This window comes from Streptomyces stelliscabiei (assembly GCF_014873495.1).
GTDB classification, from domain to species: Bacteria; Actinomycetota; Actinomycetes; order Streptomycetales; family Streptomycetaceae; genus Streptomyces; species Streptomyces bottropensis.
Window position 1 is genome coordinate 3,991,557 of sequence record NZ_JADBGF010000001.1, and the last position, 23,978, is coordinate 4,015,534.

The following is a 23,978-nucleotide window of genomic DNA, read 5'->3' on the forward strand; positions in this document are numbered from 1 at the left end:
TGGGGTACGACAGCCGGGGGCGGATCAGTCCCGGGAACGGGTCTTGAGTGCTTCGAGGAAGGAGGCGAAGGCGGGGGCGGAGAAGGTGAGGGTGGCACGGGACGGGGTTTTGGAGTCGCGGACGGCTATGCGGGTGGGGGTGGGGGCTATCTCGACGCAGGCGTTGCCGTCGTCCGGGCCGGAGTAGGACGACTTCCGCCAGTTGCACATGAGGCGCCTCACAGCTCTTTCGCCAGCCGATCGATGAAGTCGCGCGACCGATCGGGGTCGAGCGACACGGCTTCCACCTTAAGGAAGCGTGTTCGGAAGGCGTTGAGCTGTGCTTCGGAGTCGATGAACGCCGAGCCGGTGGGCACGTCTCTCACCACAGTGTCGAGTCGGGGCACAGATCCGCCCGCGTACGTCATGGTGCTGGCCGCTCGGGCAAAGCCGTCCAGGTCGAAGGGGATGACGCGCACGACGATGTGATCCGCTTCGGAGCGACCGAGGAGCTTGGCGAGTTGAGCACGGGAGGCGGCACGGTCGCCGACTCTGATGCGCAAGGCCGCCTCATGGATCACCAACTCGTACGGGATCACGGACCGCTGGCGCGCGAGTCGGTGACGGACACGCAACTCAAGCTCGGAGTCCGTGAGTTCGGGGACTCTGGACGAGAAGACCGAGCGCGCGTAGTCCTCCGTCTGGAGCATGCCCGGGACATACAGGATCGCCACTTCCCGCAAGAACTCGGCGTGATGTTCCAACTCGGCGAGATCCAGGAACGACGTGGGCAACAGTCCCCGGTACTCCTCCCACCAACCCCGCGACCTGTCCCCGGCCATGGCCACCAGGGCATCGATGAACTGCGTGTCGGTGCAGGCGTAATGCGAAGCGAGCCGGCGCAGCCGCTCTTCGCTCACTCCGATGAGCCCCAGCTCGATGTGGCTGATCTGCACCCTGTTCGCCCCAAGAAGCGCCGCCGCCTGCACGGTTGTCAGGCCGGCGGTCTCACGAAGCCTCCGCAGTTCGGTGCCCAGACGCACCTGCCTGGCCGTCGGTTCGCTCCGCTGGACCATGTGCAGTCCTCCTCTTTCGGGGCCGGATCTCGCGACCGGCTTGCTTCGGGTTACACGTTACCCATACCGTCAGTGACGCTACGAACACGGTACGGAAGCGCACCGATCCGCCACGCATGGCCACGTCGGCAATGCCACCGCGCCCGAAATTCCCCTCACCGCAACGGAGTTGACGACCCATGCCCGAAACCTGGGACTACACCCTCCAGATCCCCAACGACCTCAGAGCCGTGACCGTCTGCCGCCGCACCCTGCGGCTGATCCTCACCCTGCACGGGCTCATCGGGCTGGTGGACACGGCGGAGCTGCTCGCGGCGGAGTTGATCTCCAATGCCGTACGGCACACGAAGGGGCCCGCCGCGCTGCGGGTGCGGCGGTCCGCGGAGGGGGTGGTGTGGATCGGGGCGTGGGACGCCGACCCCGAACCGCCGCGACCGCCGGAGCCGTTGGACGCGGTGGGCGAGCGGGAGGACGGGCGGGGGTTGGGGCTCGTCGTGGCGTGCACGCCGCACTGGGGATGGATGCCGTCGGCCAGGTTCGGCGAGCGGGGCAAGTACGTGTGGTGCGAGCTGGCGGCGGCCTAGTCGGCGGCGTCGTACCGGGCGCGTGCCGCCAGCACGTCGGCCTCGTGGGTGACGGCCCATTGTCCGATCGTGACCAGCAGTTCCCGCAGTGAACGCCCCAGGTCCGTCAGCGCGTACTCGGCCCGTGGGGGGATGTCGGCGTGAAGGGTCCGGCTGATGAGTCCTTCGCGCTCCAGCGACCGCAGAGTACGCACCAGCATGCGGCGGCTGAGGCCCTGGACCGACCTGTCGAGCTCGTTGAAGCCGTAACTGCGCTCCGCCAGCAACGACAGCAGCACAGGGCTCCATTTGTCGCCGATCCGGCGCAGCAGCACCGTCGCCGGACACCCCTCGTGGTCAGCGACCGTGACCGGCACCGTGACGCCGCCGAAGGGTTCGTCCGCCGAAGTTCCGTGGAGGGGTGACATCAATGTGCCTTCTTACGAGACCAGCACGCCATCACTGATCCTCAGGCTACACACACGACAGAGGAGCCTTTCTTGATCGCAGTGAGCGGAGCCTCGGGGAAGCTGGGCAGCTCGACCGTCCGTCATCTCGTCCAACGCACCGACGCCGCCCGCGTCCTGGCGTTGTCCCGCACTCCGGACACGAGCGCCGACCTGGGCGTACGCGCTCGCCATGCCGACTTCGACGAACCGGACGCGCTGGTCCGGGCCCTCGACGGTGTGGAACGGCTGCTGATCATCAGCATCGGGACCGACGACCGGCTGCCCAAGCACGTCCGGGCGATCGACGCCGCCGTGCAGGCGGGCGTGGGCCACGTCCTCTTCACCTCGATCACGCGCGCCGGCGACCCGGGCCACCCCAATCCCCTCGTCCCCGACTACGGGGCCACCGAACGGCTGCTGGCGGAATCCGGATTACCGTTCACCGTGCTGCGCTTCAACGTGTGGGCCGAGATGCTGAACCTGGTCGGAGTGGCCCCTCGGGCCGTGGCCACCGGGGTCCTGCCCAGCAACAGCCGGGACGGACGTATCGGCCACCTCACCCGCGACGACAGCGCCGCGGTGGCCGCCGCCGTCCTGGCCGAGGGCGGCAGCCAGGGAGAGATCCTGGAGGTCACCGGGCCGGAGGCGGTGACCGACGCCGACATCGCCGCCGCGCTGTCCGAGGCCACCGGCCGCCGGGTACGCCACGAGGAGGTCTCCGACGACGTACACCCCCGGCGACTCATGGACCAGGGGTTCCCCGAACACTTCGCCCACGCGTGGAGCGCCGCCGGCAGGGCGAAACGCGACGGCTGGTACGACATCACCACCCACACCGTCGAACGGCTCACCGGCCGGCCGGCCACCCCCGTCGTCGACTACTTCACCGCGCACCGCGCCGAGTTGACCGGCTGATCCGGATCCTGGTGCCGGGCTCCTGTGCCCGGGGGGCGAGTCCCCCGACGGGCACAGGAGCCTCGTGCCTCGCGCACCCCGTCGGCGTCGTCCGTTCAGTGGCCGCACCGAAGAAGCGCACTGCCTCGGTGCCGCGTCCGCCCCTGTCGACGGTGCGCAGAGGAGACACCTCCCGGGAGAACCCGGTCAGCCACCGCACCTCGGTCACGATTCAATTTCGGCCATCGCCACCCCCTTGCCCATCCCCGTGGAATCGATTCCAATCCTTCATGACCTCGATGTAATCGATTCCACGAGGAGGTGGAGCGGCGATGGCGAGCATCAAGGACGTCGCGGCCGAGGCGGGGGTGTCCGTCGCCACGGTGTCGCGGGTCCTGAACGACCATCCGTCGGTCAGTGAGGACGCGCGTACGCGGGTGAGGGCCGCCGTGGCCGTGCTGGGGTACCGGCCGAACGCCGTCGCCCGGTCGTTGCGGACGGACCAGACCCACACCCTCGGACTGGTCATCAGTGACGTGATGAACCCCTACTTCACGGAGCTGGCGCGGTCCGTCGAGGAAGAGGCGCGGGCGCTCGGGTACAGCGTGATCATCGGGAACGCCGACGAACGGCCCGAGCTGCAGGACCACCACGTACGGACCCTGCTGGACCGGCGGATCGACGGGCTGCTCGTGTCGCCGACCGACGGGGGCTCGCCGCTGATGCTGGACGCCGTGCGGGCCGGGACGCCGATGGTGTTCGTGGACCGGTGGATCCCGGGGGTGGACGTACCGGTGGTGCGCTCCGACGGGCGGGCGGCCGTGCGGGACCTCGTCGCGCATCTGCACGGGCTCGGGCACCGGCGGCTCGCGATCATCGCCGGTCCGGCCGCGACCACCACCGGGCGGGAGCGTGTGGAGGCGTTCCGGGAGGCCCTCGCCGAGCACGGGCTGCCGCTGCCGGACGCCTACATCGGGCAGGGCGACTTCCAGGCCGAGAGCGGGCGGCGGGTCACCGAGGGGTTCCTCGACCTGCCCGAGCCGCCCCGGGTCGTGTTCGCGACGGACAACCTGATGGCGCTGGGCGCGCTGGACGCCGTCCGCGCGCGTGGGCTGCGGGTTCCCGAGGACATCGGGCTGGCCGCCTTCGACGACATCCCGTGGTTCGTGCACACCGATCCGCCGATCACGGCGGTCGCCCAGCCGACGGGCGAGCTGGGGCGGGCCGCCGTCCGCGCGCTCGTCGACCGCATCGAGGGGCGGCCTCCGCAGTCCGTCACCCTCCCCGCACGTCTCGTCGTACGTCTGTCGTGCGGCGAGTCCACTCCCTCAGAGCCGTCCCCCGTGACGAACAGGAGCACGTCGTGAGCGACCCGGACGAGTTGCTGCGCATCGAAGGCATCCGGAAGACCTTCCCCGGGGTGGTCGCGCTGGACGGCGTCGACTTCGATCTGCGCCGGGGCGAGGTGCACGTCCTGCTCGGGGAGAACGGCGCGGGCAAGAGCACGCTCATCAAGATGCTCTCCGGCGCCTACACACCCGACGCGGGACGGATCCTGGCCCGGGGCGAGGAGGTGCGCATCCACGGTGCGCAGGACTCCGAGCGGCTCGGGATCGCCACCATCTACCAGGAGTTCAACCTGGTGCCCGATCTGACCGTCGCCGAGAACATCTTCCTCGGGCGGCAGCCGCGCCGCTTCGGGATGATCGACCGGAAGCGGATGGAGGCCGACGCCGCCGAACTGCTGGAGCGGGTCGGGGTGAAGGTGTCGCCCCGCGCGCGGGTGCGTGAACTCGGCATCGCCCGGCTGCAGATGGTCGAGATCGCGAAGGCGCTGAGTCTCGACGCGCGCGTGCTGATCATGGACGAGCCGACCGCCGTGCTGACGACCGAGGAGGTCGAGAAGCTCTTCGCGATCGTGCGCCGGCTGCGCGAGGACGGGGTGGGCGTCGTCTTCATCACCCATCATCTGGAGGAGATCGCCGCCCTGGGTGACCGGGTGACCGTCATCCGGGACGGCAGGAGCGTCGGGCAGGTGCCCGCCTCCACGCCCGAGGACGAGCTGGTACGGCTCATGGTCGGGCGCTCCATCGAGCAGCAGTACCCGCGGCAGCGGGGCGACTCCGGCGCCGGGGAGGCGTTGCTCGTCGTCGAGGGGCTGACGCGGGACGGCGTGTTCCACGACGTGAGCTTCGAGGTGCGGGCCGGTGAGGTCGTCGGCATCGCGGGGCTCGTGGGCGCCGGTCGTACGGAGGTCGTGCGGGCCGTGTTCGGCGCCGACGCGTACGACCAGGGGGCCGTGCGCGTCGGCGGTTGCGCTGTTCCCAAGGACGACGTGGGCGCCGCCCTGGCCGCCGGGATCGGGCTCGTGCCCGAGGACCGCAAGGGCCAGGGGCTGCTGCTGGACGCCTCCGTCGAGGAGAACCTCGGACTGGTGACCCTGCGGGGCGCGACCAGGGGCGGGTTCGTCGACCTGAAGGGGCAGCGGGAGAACGCGGCCCGGGTCGCCGAGCGGCTCGGGGTCCGGATGGCCGGGCTGCACCAGCAGGTGCGCACCCTCTCCGGCGGCAACCAGCAGAAGGTCGTCATCGGCAAGTGGCTGCTCGCGGACACCCGCGTGCTGATCCTCGACGAGCCGACGCGCGGCATCGACGTCGGCGCGAAGGTCGAGATCTACGAGCTGGTCAACGAACTGACGGCCGCCGGTGCCGCCGTACTGATGATCTCCAGTGACCTGCCCGAGGTGCTCGGCATGAGCGACCGGGTGCTGGTCATGGCCCAGGGGCGGATCGCGGGCGAACTCGCCGCCGCCGAGGCCACCCAGGACACCGTGATGGCGCTCGCCGTCTCGAACCCCACCACCCTTGCGACGGAAACGGAGGCCCCCGGTGGCCGCTGACACGCTCAAGAGCACGCGGGGCGCGCGTAGCGCCTCGGGAACGTCGGGGCTTCGCCGGCTCCTGCTCGACAACGGCGCGCTGACCGCGCTCATCGTCCTCGTCGTCGCCATGTCGGTGCTCTCCGGCGACTTCCTGACGGCCGACAACCTGCTGAACATCGGCGTCCAGGCCGCGGTCACGGCGATCCTGGCGTTCGGTGTGACCTTCGTGATCGTCTCGGCGGGCATCGACCTGTCGGTGGGCTCGGTGGCGGCCCTGTCGGCCACCGTGCTGGCCTGGAGCGCCACGTCCGAGGGCGTCCCGGTCTTGATAGCCGTGATCCTCGCGATCGTCACCGGTGTCGCGTGCGGTCTCGTCAACGGCTTCCTGATCTCGTACGGGAAGCTGCCGCCGTTCATCGCGACGCTCGCCATGCTGTCGGTGGGGCGCGGTCTGTCGCTGGTGATCTCGCAGGGCAGCCCGATCGCGTTCCCGGAGTCGGTCTCGCACCTCGGGGACAACCTGGGCGGCTGGCTGCCGGTGCCGGTCCTGGTGATGCTCGTGCTGGGTGGTGTGACGGCCGTGGTCCTGGGCCGTACGTACATCGGGCGGGCCATGTACGCGATCGGCGGCAACGAGGAGGCGGCCCGGCTGTCCGGGCTGCGGGTGAAGCGGCAGAAGCTGGCGATCTACGCGCTGTCCGGGCTGTTCGCCGCCGCCGCGGGCATCGTGCTGGCCTCCCGGCTGTCCTCCGCGCAGCCGCAGGCCGCGCAGGGCTACGAGCTGGACGCGATCGCGGCGGTCGTCATCGGCGGCGCCTCGCTGGCCGGCGGTACGGGCAAGGCGTCGGGGACGCTGATCGGCGCGCTGATCCTGGCGGTGCTGCGCAACGGGCTGAACCTGCTGTCGGTGTCGGCGTTCTGGCAGCAGGTCGTCATCGGTGTCGTCATCGCGCTGGCGGTGCTGCTCGACACGGTGCGCCGCAAGGCCGGGGCGACCCCGGTCGCGGCCGGTACCGGCGGGGCCGGGGAGCGGCGCAGGCAGGCGCTGACGTACGTGCTCGCGGCGGTGGTCGCGGCGGCCGTCGTGGGCGCGACCTCCTTCCTGCACGGCGGGTCGTCGGCGGCCAAGAGCGAGAAGATCGGGCTGTCGCTGTCGACGCTCAACAACCCGTTCTTCGTGCAGATCCGGGCCGGGGCGCAGGCCGAGGCGAAGAAGCTGGGCGTGGACCTGTCGGTCACCGACGCGCAGAACGACGCCTCGCAGCAGGCCAACCAGTTGCAGAACTTCACCAGCGAGGGCCTCGGCACGATCATCGTCAACCCGGTGGACTCCGACGCGGTGACCCCGGCGGCGAAGGCCGTGAACAAGGCGGACATCCCGCTGGTGGCCGTCGACCGGGCGGTCAACGGCGCGAACACGGCCGCGCTCGTCGCCTCCGACAACGTCAGCGGCGGCAAGCTGGCCGCCAGGTCGCTCGCCGAGAAGCTGGGCGGCAAGGGCGAGATCGTCATCCTCCAGGGCCAGGCGGGCACCTCCGCCAGCCGGGAGCGCGGCGCCGGCTTCGCCGAGGGGCTGAAGGCCTACCCGGGCATCAAGGTCCTCGCCAAGCAGCCGGCCGACTGGGACCGCACCAAGGGCCTCGACGTGATGACGAACCTCCTCCAGGCCAACTCCGGCGTCGACGGGGTCTTCGCGGAGAACGACGAGATGGCGCTCGGCGCGATCAAGGCGCTCGGCGCCAAGGCCGGAAAGTCCGTCCAGGTCATCGGCTTCGACGGCACCGCCGACGGCCTCAAGGCCGTCGAGGCGGGCACGCTGTACGCGTCGGTCGCCCAGCAGCCCGCCGAACTCGGCAGGATCGCGGTGCGCAACGCGGTGAAGGCCGCCGAGGGCGAGAAGGTCGCGAAGTCGGTGATGGTGCCGGTGAAGGTGGTCACGTCGCAGAACGTGGCCGAGTTCGGCGGCTGACACGATGCGGTGGCCGGACGGGGAGCGCGTGACCCCGTCCGGCCGCCTCGGCCGTTCCGGGCGCGTCGGTTGTGCCGGGTCGTTCGGGGCCCGCCAGTTCTGCCGGGTCGTTCGGGGCGCTTCGGTTCCGCCGCGTGTTTCGATCGTTCCGCCCGTCGGCGTGACCGGCCGCCGGGCGGCTCCAGTCCACCTGCACAGGGAGATGGATCATGTACGACTACGACCTCCTGGTCGTGGGATCGGCCAACGCCGACCTGGTGATCGGTGTCGAGCGGCGGCCGGGGGCCGGGGAGACCGTGCTCGGCTCCGACCTGGCCGTGCATCCGGGCGGCAAGGGCGGCAACCAGGCCGTCGCCGCGGCCCGGCTGGGGGCACGTACGGCGCTGCTGGCGCGGGTCGGTGACGACGGCCACGGGCGGCTGCTGCTGGACTCGCAGCGCGCGGCCGGGGTCGACACGGCGGGGGTGCTGGTCGGCGGGGCGCCCACCGGGGTCGCGCTGATCACGGTGGACCCGTCGGGCGACAACAGCATCGTGGTGTCGCCGGGCGCCAACGGCAGGCTCACCCCCGAGGACGTGCGGGCGGCGGACGCGCTGCTGCGGGCCTCGCGGGTGGTCTCGGCACAGTTGGAGATCCCGCTGGAGACGGTGGTGGAGGTCGTGCGGCGGTTGCCGGAGGGCACGCGTTTCGTGCTGAACCCGTCGCCGCCCCGGGAGTTGCCCGCCGAGGTGCTGGCCGCCTGTGATCCGCTGATCGTCAACGAACACGAGGCGCAGGTCATCGTCGGGGGTGAGCTGGCGGGTTCGCCGGAGGACTGGGCGCGGGCGCTGCTGGCGCTGGGGCCGCGGTCGGTGGTCGTCACGCTGGGCGCGCAGGGCGCGTTGGTCGCGACCGCCGAGGGCAGTGTGCGGGTGCCCGCCGTGCGGGTGGAGGCCGTGGACACCACGGGGGCCGGGGACGCGTTCACCGCTGCGCTGGCGTGGAAACTGGGGGCGGGCGCGGAGCCGGCCGAGGCCGCCGCGTACGCGGCCCGGGTGGGGGCGGTGGCCGTCACCAGGGCCGGGGCGCAGGTGTCGTTCCCGACCGCCGAGGAGGTCGCGGCGCTGTGAAGCGGGCCGGGATACTGAACCGTCATCTGGCGGGCGCCCTCGCGGAGTTGGGGCACGGGCACGGGGTGCTGGTGTGCGACGCGGGGATGCCGTTGCCGGAGGGGCCACGGGTGGTCGACCTGGCGTTCCGGGCCGGGGTGCCGTCGTTCGCGGAGGTGCTGGACGGGCTGCTCGACGAACTCGTGGTCGAGAGCGCGACCGCCGCGCGCGAGGTCCGGAGCGCGAACCCGGAGGCGACGGCGCTGCTGGAGGACCGTTTCCCCGATCTGGAACTGGTCTCCCACGAGAAGCTGAAGGAGCTGTCGGCGGGTGCGCGGCTGATCGTACGGACCGGGGAGGCGCGGCCGTACGCGAACGTGCTGTTGCGGTGTGGGGTGTTCTTCTGAGCCGGTGAACCGGGCATCGGGCATCGGGCATCGGGCATCGGGCATCGACGTGAGTGTCGGCGGTGCGGGGCGGCGGTGAGGACGTTTCGAGGGGCCCGGTCCAGTGGACCGGGCCCCTCGGCTTCCCTCCCCGTCAGAAGTCCCGCGATCCCCCCGGATCCCCCGTCCGAGACGTTCTGATGCCACATACGACCCGCGAAGTGCGGGGAGGGTTGCACGGTGTCCTGAGATTTCTTTGGTATGCCAACGTGGTCGGCGACACAAGGGTGTTCGAATTATGTCCCGATGATGTCACTTCACCGGCAACCTCGTTGCGGGTGCAACGGGTTGTGGGAGAGCATGTTCGGGACGCAGGTGAACCGGACACACGGGGGTGGACACGACGTGAAGTTCGACATGGGGTCGACAACCCTGGCGGACCTCGGCAAGAGCACGCTCGGATCGAGCGACGACCTCGGGACACTGATCCAGCTGCTGATCAGCGCGGCGGAACCGCTGGAGGGCAAGTTCAACGGCGCGGGCAAGCTGGCGTTCGACTCGTTCAAGAACCGCGCGGACGAGATCACGGCCGATCTGAACGGCTCGCTCGCCGCGATCCTGGGCGGTCAGTCGGGCATGGACAACGCGTTCGGCACCGGTGACGTGGAGTCCCAGGACAACGCCAACCAGAACATGGGCCTGGCCAACTTCGACGCGGCCCGCTTCGGCGCCCGATAAGCCATCGAGAGCATCAGCAGGGGGACATCCACATGGCGCAGAACCAGGACCGCCGTTCGTACGACACCGGAGCCTCGGGCGAGGTGCAGACCGCGCTCGGCACGATCGTGGGGCAGTTGGAGCGGGTCCTCGGCGACCGTGACGCCGCCGTCAAGGGCGCGATGACCGAGTTCCAGGCCGACGGCGTCTCCGACGACTACCACGGCAAGGAAGAGCGCTGGAAGAAGGCGGCGGGCGAGGTCCGCGAGATCATCCGTCTCGTGCGCACCACGCTCGACCAGAACGACGGCACCGCCCAGTCCACGCTGGCCAAGGCCCGCGCGGCGGTCGACCAGATCGGCTGACCGGCCGGTCGGCCGACAGAGAGACGAGCGGGGTTCCGTAGCCGTGGCAGCGCAGGATTACGACAGCCAGTTGCTGGAGTCGGTGTCGGTGCGGCGTCGACGGCTGCGGGACGCCCTGCTGTTCGGGGCGCAGCGGCAGCGGCGTTCCGTGGACGAACGGATCGGGAAGATCTTCGCCGGGATCGTCATCGCGGCGGTGTTGTGCGCGGGGTGTGTGGGGTGGTCCTTCGTGTCGAACCGCATCATCGGCAAGAGCCCGTACGGGGGTTCGGTGCAGCCGTCCGTCACCCCCTCCCCCACTGTCTCCACAGCGGTTTCCACAGCCCCGACCAGCACTTCTACCCGGTGATAGGTTCGATCGCGTGATGTCTACGGGGACGTTGGGACAGGCCACGGGCGGGGCGCGGACGGCGCTCAGCCGGGTCACGCTGGTCGGTGAGCGGCGGCGGGTGGATCTCGTGCTGCCGTCGCGCGAACCGGTCGGACTGCTGCTGCCGGAGATCATGCGGCTGCTCGACGACCGGGTGGGCGGGCGGCCGGAGTTGCGGCATCTCGTCACCACGGACGGTTCCGCGCTGGCGCACGACAGCACGCTGGAGTCGGCCGGCATTCCGGACGGCGCCGTGCTGCGGCTGGTCCGGGCCGAGGACGCGCCGTCGGCGCCCGTCGTGCACGACGTCACGGACGAGGCGGCCGACGATCTCGACGCCCGCGCCGGCCGCTGGCGGCCGGCCGCACGCCGGGTGACCGCCGGGTTCGCCACGGCCGGCTGGGCCCTCGCCGCCGGCGTCCTCGCACGGGCCGCGTACGAGCCCGGGGTGGTCGCCGCCACGCTGCTCGGTGTCGCGCTGGTGGCCGCGCTCGCGGGTGCGCTGCTCGGGCGGGCCGGGAAGCGGGGCCTGGCGACGACCCTGATCGCGACGGCGGGTGCGCTGGGGCTGCTCGGCGCGTGGACGTCGGCGGAGGCACAGCACTGGTCCGGGACGGCACAGGTCGCGGCCCTCGCCACGGCCGGGGTCGGCACGCTCGCCCTGCTCGGGCTGTTCACCCCGCTCGGGCGGGGCGGGCTGGTCGGGGCGGGAGCGCTCGGCGGGATCTCGCTCTGCTGGCTCGGGGTCGCCGCGGCCGTGTCGGGCGCGGTGTCGCCGACGGTGGCGGAGCAGGCCGAGGCGGGGGCCGTTCTCGCGGTCGTCTCCGTGGTCCTGCTCGGGCTGCTGCCCAGGCTGGCGCTGATGGCGTCGGGGCTCTCCGGGCTGGACGACCGGCGTTCCGGCGGCACCTCCGTGAGCCGCTTCCAGGTGTCGGCGGCGCTCACCGCCACGCACCGGGGGCTCGCGCTGGCGACGGTCACCCTCGCCGTCTCCGCGACCGCGGCCGGAGTGTTCGCGCTGCGCGCGCCCACCAGGTGGACGGTGCTGCTGACCGTCGTGACCACGGTCGTCCTCGCGCTGCGCGCGCGGGCCTTCCCGCTGGTCGCCGAGGTCGTGGTGCTGCTCGGCGCGGCGGCCGTGCTCGCCGTGCGGCTGGTCTCGGCGTGGCTGGACCACTCCGGCGGGGCGGCCGGTCCGCTCGCCGTCCTCGTCCTGCTCGCCGCCCTTCCGCTGCTGGTGCTCGCCGTGCAGCCCGCCGAGCACGTACGCGTACGGCTCCGGCGTTTCGGCGACACCCTCGAATCCATCGGCGTCATCACTCTGTTCCCGCTGCTCATCGGGGTGTTCGGCGTGTACGGACGACTGCTCGACACGTTCGCCTAGGGGCTGGGGGCCGCACATGACACAGGCAGGGGACTGGCAGCGGGATGTGCTGCGCGAGCTGGGCGGGCAGGATCCGGCGCCCGGGGGCGAGAACACCGCCCCCGCCGCGCCGGTGACGCCCGTCCGGCGGGGCGAGCCGACGCTGAGGTTGGTGCGGTCGGTGCCGATCGAGCCGGTCGAGCCGACCGGGTCGGCGGAGTCGGCGGGCGGGCCCGAGCCGACGGGCGGGCCCGGGGCGGTGGGCAGGTCCGACGCGGCGGTGCCTGGCGCGGCCGGGGGGCCGGGGTTCGCCGAGAGTGCCGGGAGCGAGGGGTTCGCTCGGCCTGTGCCGGGGTACGCCACCGCGGCCGAGGAGGCACTGAGGCCGGGTGCGGGGCAGCCGGAGCAGGGTGTGCCGGTCGGGCCGCAGGCGGTGCGGCAGGCAGCCTTCGCGCAGCCGCAGCCGCCGGTGGAGCCGGGGCACGACGTACCACCGCCGGTACGGCCGGGGCAGGCTGCGCAGCCGCCGGGGCAGGGCGTGCCCGCCGTGCAGCGGGCATCCGCCGCACAGCCGCCGGTTCAGACCGGGCACGTCGCCTGGCCGCCCTCGCAGGAGAGCCCCCTCGGGCAGCAGCCGGGCCGGCCGACGCCCGCCGCACAGGCGCACGTACAGCCGGGGCACGCCGTACAGCCGCCCGTACAGCCGGGGCACGCCGTACAGCCGCCCGTACAGGCGCACGTACAGCCGCGGCACGCCGTACAGCCGCCCGTACAGCCGCGGCACGCCGTACAGCCGCCCGTACAGGTGACACCCGTCGAGCAACCGCCCACGCAGCCGAACCCCGACCTACCACCGCCGCTACAGCCAGGGCACTACGCACAGCCGCCGGTGCAGCCCACCGGCACACCCCCCGTGCCGCACTCACCCGTCGTGAGCCCCCCTGCCGGAGCGCACGGTGCCGTGGTGCGGTCGGCCGATGTGCCCGGTGGCGGGGACGTGCCGGAGGCGCCCGGTGGGGACGGGGCGTCGGGCGGCGTGCCGGCGGCTCGTGGTGCGCGGGTGCCGCAGACGCCCCTGCGCGCCCCCGACTCCGTGCCCACGATCGACCCCCGGCTCGCGCACGCGCTCGGGCGGCCGCAGCACGGGGACTCCGTGGTGCGGCGTACGGGGCGCTCGATCCGGAAGCTCGCCTCCTCCGCCGCGCAGGACGTGGCCGAGGAGACCCGGATCGCGCGGGAGTTGCAGCAGCCGGTGACGACGGGGCGGGTGATCGCCGTGACGTCGATCCGGGGCGGGGTGGGTAAGTCGACGACGGCCGCGCTGCTGGGGCGGACGTTCAACCACTACCGGCACGACCCCGTGCTCACGATGGAGGCGGACGCCGCCCTCGGCACGCTCCCGGTGCGGATGGGCGCCGACTCGGTGCGCTGGGCGGCGGCCGATCTGGCACGCATCCTGAACCCGGCGATGCAGCTCACCGATGTCACCGGGTACCTGGTGCCGGTGTCCGACGGCGGCTGGCTGCTGCCCGGCAGCCAGGGCCGGGTCGGGGCCCCGCTGGACATCCGGACGTACCGCACCGTGACCCTCGCGCTGCGGCGCTACTTCGCCGTGACGGTGGTGGACTGCGAGACCCTGCCCGGCGAGGTGGCCCGTACGGCGATGGACACGGCCCACGCGCGCGTGGTCGTCGCGCCGATGACCGCCGAGGGCGTCAACGGCACCCGCCAGGTCCTGGACTGGCTCGGCCAGCTGCCGCACTCGGCGCTCGGCTCGACGGTGGTCGCGCTGACCGCCAACTCCCCCGACGTGACGCTGGACCGCGACACGGCCGTCGCCCACCTCAAGGAGTCCGGCGTCCACGTCGTCCCCGTCCCCTACGACCGCCACCTCGCCCAGGGCGGCCCCATCCGCACCGCGCTGCTCGGCCGGGAGACCCGCGCGGCGGCGATCACGCTGGCGGCGGAGGCGATGACCCGGGCGGTGCGGATGCGTTGAACGACCACGGGCAGGAAGAACAGAAGGAACAGGCAGAAGGGGTCCGTCCGTGACCCAGCAGTTGATCCACCGGCCCGCGCGCAGCACCCGGCCGCTCGGGGCCGCGGGGGCCCGCACGATCGAGCCGCCGCCGAACCTCCCGGAGGGCAAGGCGGGGACGGCGGCGACGGCGTTGCTGCCGATGGCGGGTGTCATGGGCTCGGTCGTGATGATGACCGTGATCCGCAACAGCCAGTTCGCGGCACTCGGCGCGATCGTGCTGGTGTTCGCGCTGCTCGGCGCGGTCGCCCTCTTCCTCTCCCAGCGCGGCAAGGCCCAGCGCACCCGGCGCGCGCAGCGCGAGCGGTACCTGGAGTATCTGGAGGAACTGCGCGAGGGGTTCGGGGCCGAGGAGCGGGAACGGCGGGCGCTCGCGCGGGTGCTCAATCCGCCCCCGGAGGCGCTGTACGACCTGGTGCGCGACCCCGCCCGGCTGTGGGAGCGGCGGCGGCAGGACCCGGACTTCCTGCGGGTGCGGGTCGGCACCGGTGACGTCCCCGTGGCGGACCTGGTCATCGGGCAGAACCAGGGCGGGGTGATGACCCCGCCGGACCCCTTCATGCTGAACGAGGCCCGCGCGCTGCTGGCCCGCTACTCGGTCGCCAACGACTGCCCGGTCACCGTGCCGTTGGACCGCGCGGGCAACGTCAGCGTGGTCGGCGACCGGGAGGGTGTCCTGCGGGTGGCCCGCGCGCTCCTCGTCCAGGTGGCCGTCGCGCACGCGCCGGACGACGTGGCGGTGGCGCTCGGCGTCCCGGGCGAGCGGCTGGCGGACTGGGAGTGGGCCAAGTGGCTGCCGCACGTGCTGGACGCGCAGGAGCACGACGGCCCGGTGGCGGCCCGCCGGATCGCGCCGAGCCTGCCGCAGCTGGCCCGGCACTTCCGGCACGAGCTGGGCCGGCGCGCGTCGTACGCGGCGGAGGTGCGCCGCGGGCTCGCCGACCGCAAGGCGCTGCGGCTGGCGTCCCGGATGCTCGTCGTGAGCGACGAGTACGGGGAGACGGCCGCCGAACTGCCGCGTCCGGACACGGCGGTGGGGCTCGCGGACATGGGTGTCACCGTGCTGCATCTGTTGGCGGAGCAGGTGCACGAGCCCGACCACGTGTCGGTGCGGATCACCGTGCGGGGCGATGAGGTCGTGGTGGAGGACCTGCGCGATCCGGACCCCTCGGCGATCACGGCCCCCACCGCCGTCCCGCCCGCGCACGGCACCTGCGACCAGGTCACCGCCGCCGGCGCCGAGGGCCTCGCCCGGCTGCTCGCGCCGCTCCGGCTGTCCGCCGAGTCGGCCGCCGAGGGCACCCCGGTCACCGGCCCCGTCGACTTCCCGGGCCTCCTCGGCATCGACGACCCGGCCGTACTGGATCTCCACGAGCTGTGGGCGCCCCGCGGCGAGCGTGAGTTCCTGCGCGTACCCATCGGCCTGACGGACCGTCACGAGCCGGTCCTGCTCGACCTCAAGGAGTCCTCGGAGCTGGGCATGGGCCCGCACGGGCTGTGCGTCGGCGCCACCGGGTCCGGCAAGAGCGAGCTGCTGCGCACCCTCGTGCTGGCGCTCGCCGCCACCCACTCCCCCGAGGACCTGGCGCTCGTCCTGGTCGACTACAAGGGCGGCGCGACCTTCGCCCCGTTCACCGGACTTCCGCACGTGGCGGGCGTGATCACCAACCTGGAGAACCAGGCCGGACTGGTCGAGCGCGTCCACTCCAGCCTGGCGGGCGAGGTGAAGCGGCGGCAGCAGGTGCTCAAGGACGCGGGGAACGTGGCCGACATCGGGCACTACGCCGCCCTGCGCGCCACCCGTCGGCCCGACCTCGAACCGCTCCCGCACCTCTTCGTGGTGATCGACGAGTTCGGTGAACTCCTCACCGCCAAGCCGGACTTCATCGACCTGTTCCTCTCCATCGGCCGCATCGGGCGGTCCATCGGCGTCCACCTGCTGCTCTCCAGCCAGCGCATCGAGGGCGGCAAGCTCAAGGGCCTGGACACCTACCTCTCGTACCGGCTGGGACTGCGCACCTTCTCCGCCGACGAGTCGCGGACCGTGCTGGACACGACCGACGCGTTCCATCTGCCGCCGCTGCCGGGCTTCGGCTATCTGAAGGTGGACACCTCCACGTACGAGCGGTTCAAGGCGGGGTACGTGTCGGGCGCGTACCGGGGCCCGGCGCTGGTGGCGCAGGAGGACGACACGCCGCTGGCGTGGACGTATCCGACGTACAACACGCTCGACAGCGCGCGGACCGACACCGAGGTCGTCGAGGGGCCGAAGGCGACCAAGCGGGAGACCGGGCCGACGGTGATGTCGGTGACGGTGGACCAGCTGGCCTCCGCCGCCCGGCCGGTGCGGCGGATCTGGCTGCCGCCGCTGCCGGACGCGATCACGCTGGACGCGGCGGCCGGGCCCGTGCGGGTGGACGAGCGGGGGCTGCGGCTGGCGTCCGCCGAGGGGCCGTTGCGGGTGCCGCTCGGGGTGCTGGACGATCCGGCGAAGCAGTGGCAGGGGCACTGGGTGCTCGATCTGACGGTCGCGGGCGGGCACGCGGCGGTGATCGGCGGCCCGCAGTCCGGCAAGACGACCCTGCTGCGGACCCTCGCGCTCTCCCTCGCCGCCACCCACACGCCCGCCGAAGTGGCCGTCTACGGGCTCGACCTGGTCGGCGGCGGACTGTCCGCGCTCGCCGGGCTGCCGCACGTCGGCGGGATCGCGGGGCGGGCCGACCGCGAGCGGGCGGCGCGGACGGTCGCCGAGGTGCGGACGATGCTGAACGAACGGGAGGAGCTGTTCCGGGAGCACGGCATCGACTCCGTCGACCAGCTGCGGCAGCTGCGGGCGCAGGGGAAACTGCGCGAGCTGGGGTCGACCGACATCGTGCTGCTCGTCGACGGGTTCGGGGCGCTGCGCGACGAGTTCGCCGAGCTGGACGACACGGTCGTGGACCTGCTCAAGCGCGGCGGCGGGTACGGCATCCACGTCGTCGGCGGCATGCTCCGCTGGAACGACGTACGGATCGCGACGCAGTCGATGTTCGGGACGCGGGTGGAGCTGCGGCTGAACGACCCGAGCGATTCGAGCGTCGACCGCAAGCTCTCCGAGACGCTGTCGCCGGACACGCCGGGGCGGGTCCTGACCGACGGCAAGCTGTTCGCGCAGGCCGCGCTGCCGCGCCTCGACGGACGGCCGTCCACGGGCGACCTCGGTCCCGCGCTGGAGGACGCGGCCCGGACGATCCGCTCCACCTGGCACGGTGAACTGGCGGCTCCCGTAAGGGTGTTGCCGACCCGGCTGCCGTCCGGCCGGCTGCCGTCGGTTCTCGCCGAGCCGCACCGGGTGCCGATCGGCGTGGACCAGGACGCCCTGGCGCCCGCCCTGCTGGACCTCTTCGGCGCCGACCAGCACCTGCTGATACTGGGCGACAACGAGTGCGGCAAGACGAACCTGCTGAAGCTGGTCGCCGCGCGGCTCGTGGAGCGGTACTCGGACGAGGAGCTGGTCTTCGGCGTCTTCGACCCCCGGCGCGGGCTGCGGGGCGTGATCCCGGAGCCGTACCGGGGCGGCTACGCGCACAACGCGAAGCTGGCGGCGGGTCTGTCGAGCGGGATCGCGGGCGAGCTGGAGAAGCGGATGCCGCAGAGCGCCGACCCGGACGCGCTCACCGACGAGCCCGCGTTCGAGGGCCCGCGGATCGTGATCCTGGTAGACGACTACGACATCCTCACCACGGCCGGGCAGCAGCCGCTGGCTCCGTTCCTGCCGTACGTCTCCTCGGCGCAGGACATCGGACTGCACTTCGTGATCACCCGCCGGGTGGCGGGCTCCTCCCGGGCGATGTACGAGCCGCTGCTGCAGACCCTGCGCGAGACCGGTACGGCCGCGCTGCTGATGACCGGTGAGCGCGGCGAGGGGCAGCTCTTCCCGGGCCTGTACGCCTCGGCGCAGCCGCCGGGGCGGGGCACGCTGGTCCGCCGGGGGCGGGCCCATCAGCTGATCCAGACGGCACTCGACAGCGAGGAGGGCGACCGCCCGTGACCAGGGACGTCATCGCGCTCACCCCGAAGATGCCCGACGTGTGGGCCCTCATGGCGAGTCTGTACGCCGGCGGCTCCGACCTGGACATGTCGGCGGCGGCCGACGGCGCGGTCGTCCAGCTGCACGGGCCGGGCGGGCGTCCGCTGGTGTCCGTGGAGTCGCCGGTGCTGGTGCAGGTGCCCGGTGAGGCGGAGCGGCTGCTCGGGCAGACCGTGCGGGCCCCGTTCTGGTGGACGGAGGCACGGGCGTCCACGGCGGTGCCGGAGGCGGAACGGCTCGCGGGTGTGGTGTGCGGGCGGCTCAACGCCCTGCTGGGCGGCTCCACCTGGCCGCCCGGGGCGGCGAGCACCGAGGTGGTGGACGTGTCCGCCGTACCGTCGGCGGGGTCGGGACAGCCCGCCGTGGACGTGGTGACCGAGCACGCGGCCGTGGTCCTCGTCGACCGGCCGGTGGTCGCCCTGACCAGCTGGCTCGCGGAGATCATGCGGACGGCCGTGGCGTCCCGGCGGTCCCTGCAGATCGTCACCCCGCCCGGGGTGCGGCTGACCACGGCGGCCCGTACGACGCTCGCGCGCGTCCCCCACCGCTGGGTGGTGCGGGACCCGGAGTGCGGCTACTACGACGGCCTGTCGGGGGCGGTGCTGCGCTGGCGGGACGGGGCGTTCTCGCCCGCGTTCGCCGAGGACGGGACGGCGGCGGTGGCCGCCGCGTTCACGCGCCCGGCGCACGTGTCGGAGAAGGGCGCGAAGGAGAAGGGCGCGAAGGAGAAAGGCGCGGCGGGCGGTCCGGGGGACGAGCCGCTCGGACGTCAGCTGATCGTCGCCCTGCGTACGGTCCACCGGGCCGACGAGCGGCTGCTGCTGGGCGGCGCCCTGGAGGCGGCCTGGCAGGAGCTGACGGGGGCGGCGCCGGCGGGCTGGGGCACCGCCGAACCGGTCAACCTTCCGTGGTCGCGGCGGCAGTTGACCGACCTGGCCCGGGAGCGGGCGCCGGAGCCGTCGCAGTTGGTCGTCGTCGGCGCCCCGGAACGGCCGGCCATGGCGACGGTCCGGGTGACGCGGACGACGAAGGGCGTGGAGGAGGACGCGGTCCTGACCCTCGGGTACGCGGCCGATGAGGAACCGCCGCTGGACCGGATCGAGGCGCTGGCCGACACCCTGGTCCGGGAGCACGGGCTGCGGACCATGCTGACCTCGCTGCGCGTGGCGCGCGCCGACCTGACGACCGCGCCCCGTCTGGAGGGCCCGCCGCTGCCGGTGGCCTTCACCCTCGGCCCGGACGACGTCCACACGATCGGGCCGGACCGCGCGCGGCGGCCCCCGGTCGAGGTCCGCGCGGTCCCCCTCGGCCCGGCGGCCCGCCCGGCGCTGCACTACCCCCTCGGGGACGGCGCGGACACCGAGGCGTGGGGGCGGCTCCAGCAGCTGACGGCACATCTGAAGGGCGATCATTCCCGGCCATCCACCCCTGCTCAGCACGGGTGACTCGCGTCACTAACTCAACGACCACTACGAGCAGTACGAGCTCTGACGGGAATGCCATTTACCGGCCTGACCTGGGTCCCTAACCTCCCGGCAACAGCTGCCAGAAGGCACGCGCCAGGAGGAGAACCATGGCCAGATCCAGCCACACCGCTACCGGGCACCTCGTCGTCACCGGCAGGGGAACGGCATACCGGCGTCCCCTCGCGGCGGCGTTCGCCGCGACCCTCGCGCTCGGCACCCTGGGCGCCTGCGGCGGTGGCGACGACGCCGCGCCGAAGGTGGCGGAGAACAAGATCTCGGCGGGCAAGGTGCCGGACTACTACCCGGCCGGCTACGCCGACCTGATCGCGGCCGCGGAGAAGGAGGGCGGCAAGCTCACCGTCTACTCGAACCTCGGCGACGAGAACATGGCCCCGATCGTCCGGGACTTCAAGAAGAAGTACGGCTTCGTCAAGACGGTCTCCGTCAACGAGCTGGACAGCGACGAGCTGTTCCAGAAGACCCTCTCGGAGAACGCGGCCGGCTCCTCCCCGGCGGACGTGCTGATCTCCAGCGCGGCGACCGCCTGGGCGGACTTCTCGGCCCGGAAGAACACGGTCCTGTCGTACGAGTCGCCGGAGCTGAAGGAGCTGGGCGCGAGCGCGCAGCTGCTGCCGAGCGTGTACTCGATGTCGCAGGACCCGATGACGATCGCGTACAACACGTCGCTGATGGAGACCCCGCCGACCACGCTGACGGACTTCGCCGAGATCCTCACGTCGGACGAGGACACGTACAAGAACAAGGTGACGGTCCGCGACCCGGAGGGCTCGTTCGGCTTCACGGTCACGCGGGCGCTCACCGAGGGCAACCCGGAGTCCTGGGACGACCTGGAGAAGATCCTCCCGCTGACCCGCCCGGAGACCTCCTCCGGCACCCAGCTGGAGAAGATCGTCGCCGGTGAGTACACTGCCGGCTTCCTGATCAGCGCCTCCCCCGCCTACCCGGTGGTCGAGGACAGCGCGGGCCTGGTGAAGATCGTGTTCCCGAAGGACGGGACGGTCGTCCTGCCGCGCGGCCTGGGGATCGCCGCCGAGGCTCCGCACCCGGCGACCTCGAAGCTCTTCCTGGACTTCGCCCTCTCCGAGGAGGGCCAGCGCGCGGTCGCCGAGGGCGGACTGGCCTCGTACCGCGAGGGCGTGAAGGGCGAGGGCCTGCACACCTACCAGGAGGTCGTGGACGCGGTCGGCGAGGAGAACATCATCCACGTCGAGTACAAGCCGGTCGGGAAGGACGACGCCGCCGCCTGGCTGGAGCGCTTCGACGGACTCCGCAAGTAGGCGCGCGAGCAGGCAGCCTTCGGGACGATCGGAGTCACCTCACATGTCAACCCTCACCCAGCCGCCCCGCACACCGGCCGGCGCGCCACCCCCGGACACGTTCAGGCCGCCGCGCTATCGCCGCCCCCTCGGCATCGGACGGGACACGGTCGTCCAGTACACGGTCCTGGCGTTCCTCGCCGTCCTGGTGCTGGCCCCGATCGTCCCGACGCTCTACCAGAGCATCCGCAACCGCCCGCTCTACGAGGCGGGCGGGGCCTTCACCCTCAGCGGCTACACCGACCTCTTCACCGAGGCCGGCTTCGGTGAAGTCGCCCTGAACACCCTGCTGTTCGCCTCGCTGACGACGGTCCTCAGCCTGGCCATCGCCATCCCCATGGCGATCGTGGTGGTCCGCACGAAGCTGCCGGGCGGCCGGCTGGTCGCCCTGGCGATGCAGTGGCCGTTCTTCATCTCGTCGCTGATCCTGGGCTTCGGCTGGATCATCATGTACGGCCCGGCCGGGTTCGTCAGCGTGAAGGTGCAGCAGGTCTTCGGCGGGGTGCCGTGGAACCTGTACTCGATCCCCGGCATGGCGCTCACGGAGGCCGTGGCGCTCGCCCCGATCGCGTACGTGTTCTGCGCCAACGCCCTGCGGCAGTCCGACGCCTCGCTCGAATCGGCCGCCCAGGTCTGCGGGGCGGGTCCCTTCCGCATCCTCGCGCAGGTGGTCGTGCCGCTGCTGCGGCCCCCGATCGTGTACTCGGCGATCCTCGTCTTCTCCGTCTCCATCGAGACGCTGAGCGTGCCGCTGCTCTACGGCCAGCCGGTGAGCATCGACGTCTTCTCCACTTTCCTCTACCACAACGGACTTCAGTCGGTGGACCCCGACTACACGATGCTGGGCGCGGCCTCCACGGTGATCCTCGTGGTCACGCTGAGCCTGGTCGCCGTCCAGGCGAAGCTGCTGAAGGACGCGGCCCGGTTCGTGTCCGTGCGCGGCAAGGTGACCCGGCCGCGCAAGCTGGACCTCGGCTGGCTGAAGTGGGTGAGCATCGCCTGCATCTGGGTCTACGTGATCCTCGGTGCCCTGGTCCCGATCGCGGGCCTGGTGATGCGGTCCTTCACGCTCGTGTTCACGCCGCTGCAGTCGCCGTTCAGGACGGTCACGACGAAGAACTACGAGCTGGTCCTCGACTCCGACAACTACGTGCAGTCGCTCTACAACAGCATGATCGTGGCCGGGGTCGGCTCGGTGGTCGTGTCCGCCCTCGCCGTGTTCGCGGTGATGGTGGCCCGGCGGTCGACGTTCCGCTTCGGCCGGGCGGTGGAGTACCTGGCCCTGATCCCGCAGTCACTGCCCGGCATCATCATCGGTATCGGCTTCTTCTGGGCCTTCGCGCTGGCGCCCTTCGGGATGGGCTCGGTGCTCCAGGGCACGCTCTACGCCGTCGTCATCGCCTTCGGCATGCGGGCCCTGCCCAGCGCGTTCGGCTCGGTCGCCCCGGCGATCATGCAGATCGGCGGCGAGCTGGACAACGCGGCCCGGGTCTCGGGCGCCGACTGGCTGATGACCTTCTTCCGTGTCCTGCGGGCCCTGGTCACACCGGCGTTCGCGGGAGCGCTCGTCCTCACCTTCGTGATCATGCTCAAGGAGTACTCCCCGGCCGTCTTCCTCTCCTCGGCCGACAACAACGTCCTCGGCACCACCATGCTCAGTCTCTGGACGCAGGGCAGGGCCGGATCCGTCGCCGCGCTGGCCACCCTCCAGATCGGCATCACCGCGGTCTTCGTCGCACTCGCCGGACTGCTCATGAAGGGAAAGCACCATGCCTGAGGTGACCGTCAAGAACCTCGCCAAGACGTTCGGCGACAACTCCGTCCTGCGGGACGTCACCTTCACCATCAAGGACGGGGAGTTCTTCACGCTGCTGGGCGCGAGCGGCTGCGGCAAGTCGACGACGCTGAACTGCATCGCGGGCCTGGAGCAGCCGACGGAGGGCTCGATCGCGGTGGGCGGGCGGCCGTTCGTGGACGCGGGGGCGGGAATCTTCCTTCCGCCCGAGGAGCGCAACCTCGGGATGGTCTTCCAGTCGTACGCGCTGTGGCCGCACATGACCATCGCGAAGAACCTGGCTCTGCCGCTGAACATCCGCAAGGTGCCGAAGGACAGGCAGAGGACGCTGATCCACGACGCGCTGGACAAGGTGGGCCTGGCCGCGCTCAGCGGCCGCTACCCCCACCAGCTCTCCGGCGGCCAGCAGCAACGCGTCGCCCTGGCACGGGCGTTGGTGTACTCCCCGACCGTCCTGCTGCTCGACGAACCGCTCTCCAACCTGGACGCCAAACTCCGCGAACAAGCCCGCGCCTGGCTCAAGCGGCTCCAGGAGGAGCTGGGCATCACCACCGTCTACGTCACCCACGACCAGGACGAGGCGCTGGCACTCAGCGACCGGATCGCGGTCATGGAGGGCGGCAACATGATCCAGATCGGCACCCCGCACGAGATCTACGAGAAGCCCGCCGCGCCGGCGGTGGCGGCCTTCGTCGGCCGCTGCAACTTCCTCACCGGCAAGGTCGTGAGCGTCGACGGCACCCGGCACACCGTGCTCCTCGACGCCGGCGGGGAGGTCGTACGGGTCGACAGCGACCGGCGCGTCCCGACGGGCGACTCGGTCACGGTCGCGGTCCGTCCCGAGCGCCTGGAGGTCGTCGCCTCGGCCGAGACCCCGGCCGGCATGAACAGGCTCGACACCCAGGTCGTCACCAGCTCCTACGTCGGCTCCCGCTACGAGTACGACGTCCGCCTCGGCGACCAGGTGGTGCAGGTCCTGAGCGGCAACGGAGGGCTGGCGGGCGAGGTGGCGCTGGTCTTCGACCCGGGGCATGCGCTGCTGTACGCGGACAAGGTCGAACTGCCGGAGGATCAGCGGGAGTTGCTGACGGTCGCCACGTGACGATGATGGTGACGGTGGCCTGGGACCGCCGTCGCCCGGGTCACCGGGGGTCCCCCTGCGGGATGCCGAGG

20 protein-coding genes are annotated in these 23,978 nt (G+C 72.0%); 17 read left to right on the forward strand and 3 right to left on the reverse strand.

What is annotated here, in order from left to right; translation table 11 throughout:
- Nucleotides 1–24: 24 nt before the first annotated feature.
- Complete coding sequence (locus H4687_RS17630) at nucleotides 25–210, reverse strand: DUF397 domain-containing protein (protein WP_046917422.1); 186 nt, start codon at nucleotides 208–210, stop codon at nucleotides 25–27.
- 8 nt (nucleotides 211–218) lie between these two features.
- A complete protein-coding gene (locus H4687_RS17635) occupies nucleotides 219–1,055 on the reverse strand; it encodes a helix-turn-helix domain-containing protein (RefSeq protein ID WP_046917423.1) in 837 nt (278 codons plus the stop codon).
- A gap of 179 nt (nucleotides 1,056–1,234) precedes the next feature.
- Between H4687_RS17635 and H4687_RS17640 the strand changes: the two genes are divergently transcribed.
- Nucleotides 1,235–1,639, forward strand: coding sequence for an ATP-binding protein (locus tag H4687_RS17640; RefSeq protein WP_046917424.1), 405 nt, complete (start codon nucleotides 1,235–1,237; stop codon nucleotides 1,637–1,639).
- On the opposite strand, the gene H4687_RS17645 is transcribed toward H4687_RS17640, so the two are convergent.
- Nucleotides 1,636–2,046 (reverse strand): winged helix-turn-helix transcriptional regulator, encoded by a 411-nt coding sequence (locus H4687_RS17645; protein ID WP_050398197.1) that lies wholly within the window; start codon nucleotides 2,044–2,046, stop codon nucleotides 1,636–1,638. The genes H4687_RS17640 and H4687_RS17645 overlap by 4 nt on opposite strands.
- 81 nt (nucleotides 2,047–2,127) lie before the next feature.
- On the opposite strand from H4687_RS17645, the gene H4687_RS17650 reads away from it, so the two are divergent.
- The 16 genes from H4687_RS17650 (at nucleotide 2,128) to H4687_RS17725 (ending at nucleotide 23,907) form a co-directional block, all read left to right on the forward strand.
- The gene (locus H4687_RS17650; protein ID WP_233443365.1) at nucleotides 2,128–2,982 is read left to right on the forward strand and encodes an NAD(P)H-binding protein; all 855 of its coding nucleotides are present in this window, start codon (nucleotides 2,128–2,130) and stop codon (nucleotides 2,980–2,982) included.
- Between the two features lie 311 nt (nucleotides 2,983–3,293).
- On the forward strand, nucleotides 3,294–4,328 hold the full coding sequence (locus tag H4687_RS17655) for a LacI family DNA-binding transcriptional regulator (RefSeq protein WP_046917426.1): 1,035 nt from the start codon (nucleotides 3,294–3,296) through the stop codon (nucleotides 4,326–4,328).
- On the forward strand, nucleotides 4,325–5,860 hold the full coding sequence (locus tag H4687_RS17660; RefSeq protein ID WP_046917427.1) for a sugar ABC transporter ATP-binding protein: 1,536 nt from the start codon (nucleotides 4,325–4,327) through the stop codon (nucleotides 5,858–5,860). The genes H4687_RS17655 and H4687_RS17660 overlap by 4 nt, the downstream gene beginning before the upstream one ends.
- Nucleotides 5,850–7,811 (forward strand): ABC transporter permease/substrate-binding protein, encoded by a 1,962-nt coding sequence (locus tag H4687_RS17665; RefSeq protein ID WP_046917428.1) that lies wholly within the window; start codon nucleotides 5,850–5,852, stop codon nucleotides 7,809–7,811. Before H4687_RS17660 ends, H4687_RS17665 begins: the two co-directional genes overlap by 11 nt.
- A 209-nt stretch (nucleotides 7,812–8,020) precedes the next feature.
- Complete coding sequence (locus tag H4687_RS17670; protein WP_046917429.1) at nucleotides 8,021–8,920, forward strand: ribokinase; 900 nt, start codon at nucleotides 8,021–8,023, stop codon at nucleotides 8,918–8,920.
- On the forward strand, nucleotides 8,917–9,306 hold the full coding sequence (rbsD, locus tag H4687_RS17675; RefSeq protein WP_046917430.1) for a D-ribose pyranase: 390 nt from the start codon (nucleotides 8,917–8,919) through the stop codon (nucleotides 9,304–9,306). The genes H4687_RS17670 and rbsD overlap by 4 nt, the downstream gene beginning before the upstream one ends.
- A gap of 384 nt (nucleotides 9,307–9,690) precedes the next feature.
- Nucleotides 9,691–10,023: a hypothetical protein gene (locus H4687_RS17680; RefSeq protein ID WP_013003453.1), complete on the forward strand. Its 333-nt coding sequence runs from the start codon at nucleotides 9,691–9,693 to the stop codon at nucleotides 10,021–10,023.
- Between the two features lie 32 nt (nucleotides 10,024–10,055).
- On the forward strand, nucleotides 10,056–10,367 hold the full coding sequence (locus tag H4687_RS17685) for a pore-forming ESAT-6 family protein (RefSeq protein WP_046917431.1): 312 nt from the start codon (nucleotides 10,056–10,058) through the stop codon (nucleotides 10,365–10,367).
- A 43-nt stretch (nucleotides 10,368–10,410) separates the two neighbouring features.
- On the forward strand, nucleotides 10,411–10,716 hold the full coding sequence (locus H4687_RS17690) for a hypothetical protein (RefSeq protein ID WP_078907139.1): 306 nt from the start codon (nucleotides 10,411–10,413) through the stop codon (nucleotides 10,714–10,716).
- 16 nt (nucleotides 10,717–10,732) lie between these two features.
- Nucleotides 10,733–12,121: a type VII secretion integral membrane protein EccD gene (gene eccD, locus H4687_RS17695; protein ID WP_050398195.1), complete on the forward strand. Its 1,389-nt coding sequence runs from the start codon at nucleotides 10,733–10,735 to the stop codon at nucleotides 12,119–12,121.
- Nucleotides 12,122–12,137: 16 nt separating this feature from the next.
- Nucleotides 12,138–14,099: a hypothetical protein gene (locus H4687_RS17700; protein WP_079028245.1), complete on the forward strand. Its 1,962-nt coding sequence runs from the start codon at nucleotides 12,138–12,140 to the stop codon at nucleotides 14,097–14,099.
- Nucleotides 14,100–14,148: 49 nt separating this feature from the next.
- Nucleotides 14,149–18,168, forward strand: coding sequence for a type VII secretion protein EccCa (gene eccCa / locus H4687_RS17705; RefSeq protein ID WP_046917137.1), 4,020 nt, complete (start codon nucleotides 14,149–14,151; stop codon nucleotides 18,166–18,168).
- Nucleotides 18,165–19,652, forward strand: coding sequence for a DUF6177 family protein (locus H4687_RS17710; RefSeq protein WP_046917138.1), 1,488 nt, complete (start codon nucleotides 18,165–18,167; stop codon nucleotides 19,650–19,652). Before eccCa ends, H4687_RS17710 begins: the two co-directional genes overlap by 4 nt.
- Nucleotides 19,653–19,780: 128 nt before the next feature.
- On the forward strand, nucleotides 19,781–20,971 hold the full coding sequence (locus H4687_RS17715) for an ABC transporter substrate-binding protein (RefSeq protein WP_046917139.1): 1,191 nt from the start codon (nucleotides 19,781–19,783) through the stop codon (nucleotides 20,969–20,971).
- A gap of 43 nt (nucleotides 20,972–21,014) precedes the next feature.
- On the forward strand, nucleotides 21,015–22,787 hold the full coding sequence (locus H4687_RS17720) for an ABC transporter permease (protein WP_046917140.1): 1,773 nt from the start codon (nucleotides 21,015–21,017) through the stop codon (nucleotides 22,785–22,787).
- Nucleotides 22,780–23,907 carry an ABC transporter ATP-binding protein gene (locus tag H4687_RS17725; protein ID WP_046917141.1) on the forward strand — a complete coding sequence of 376 codons (1,128 nt, stop codon included), beginning with the start codon at nucleotides 22,780–22,782 and terminating at the stop codon, nucleotides 23,905–23,907. Before H4687_RS17720 ends, H4687_RS17725 begins: the two co-directional genes overlap by 8 nt.
- The last annotated feature ends 71 nt before the right edge of the window (nucleotides 23,908–23,978 follow it).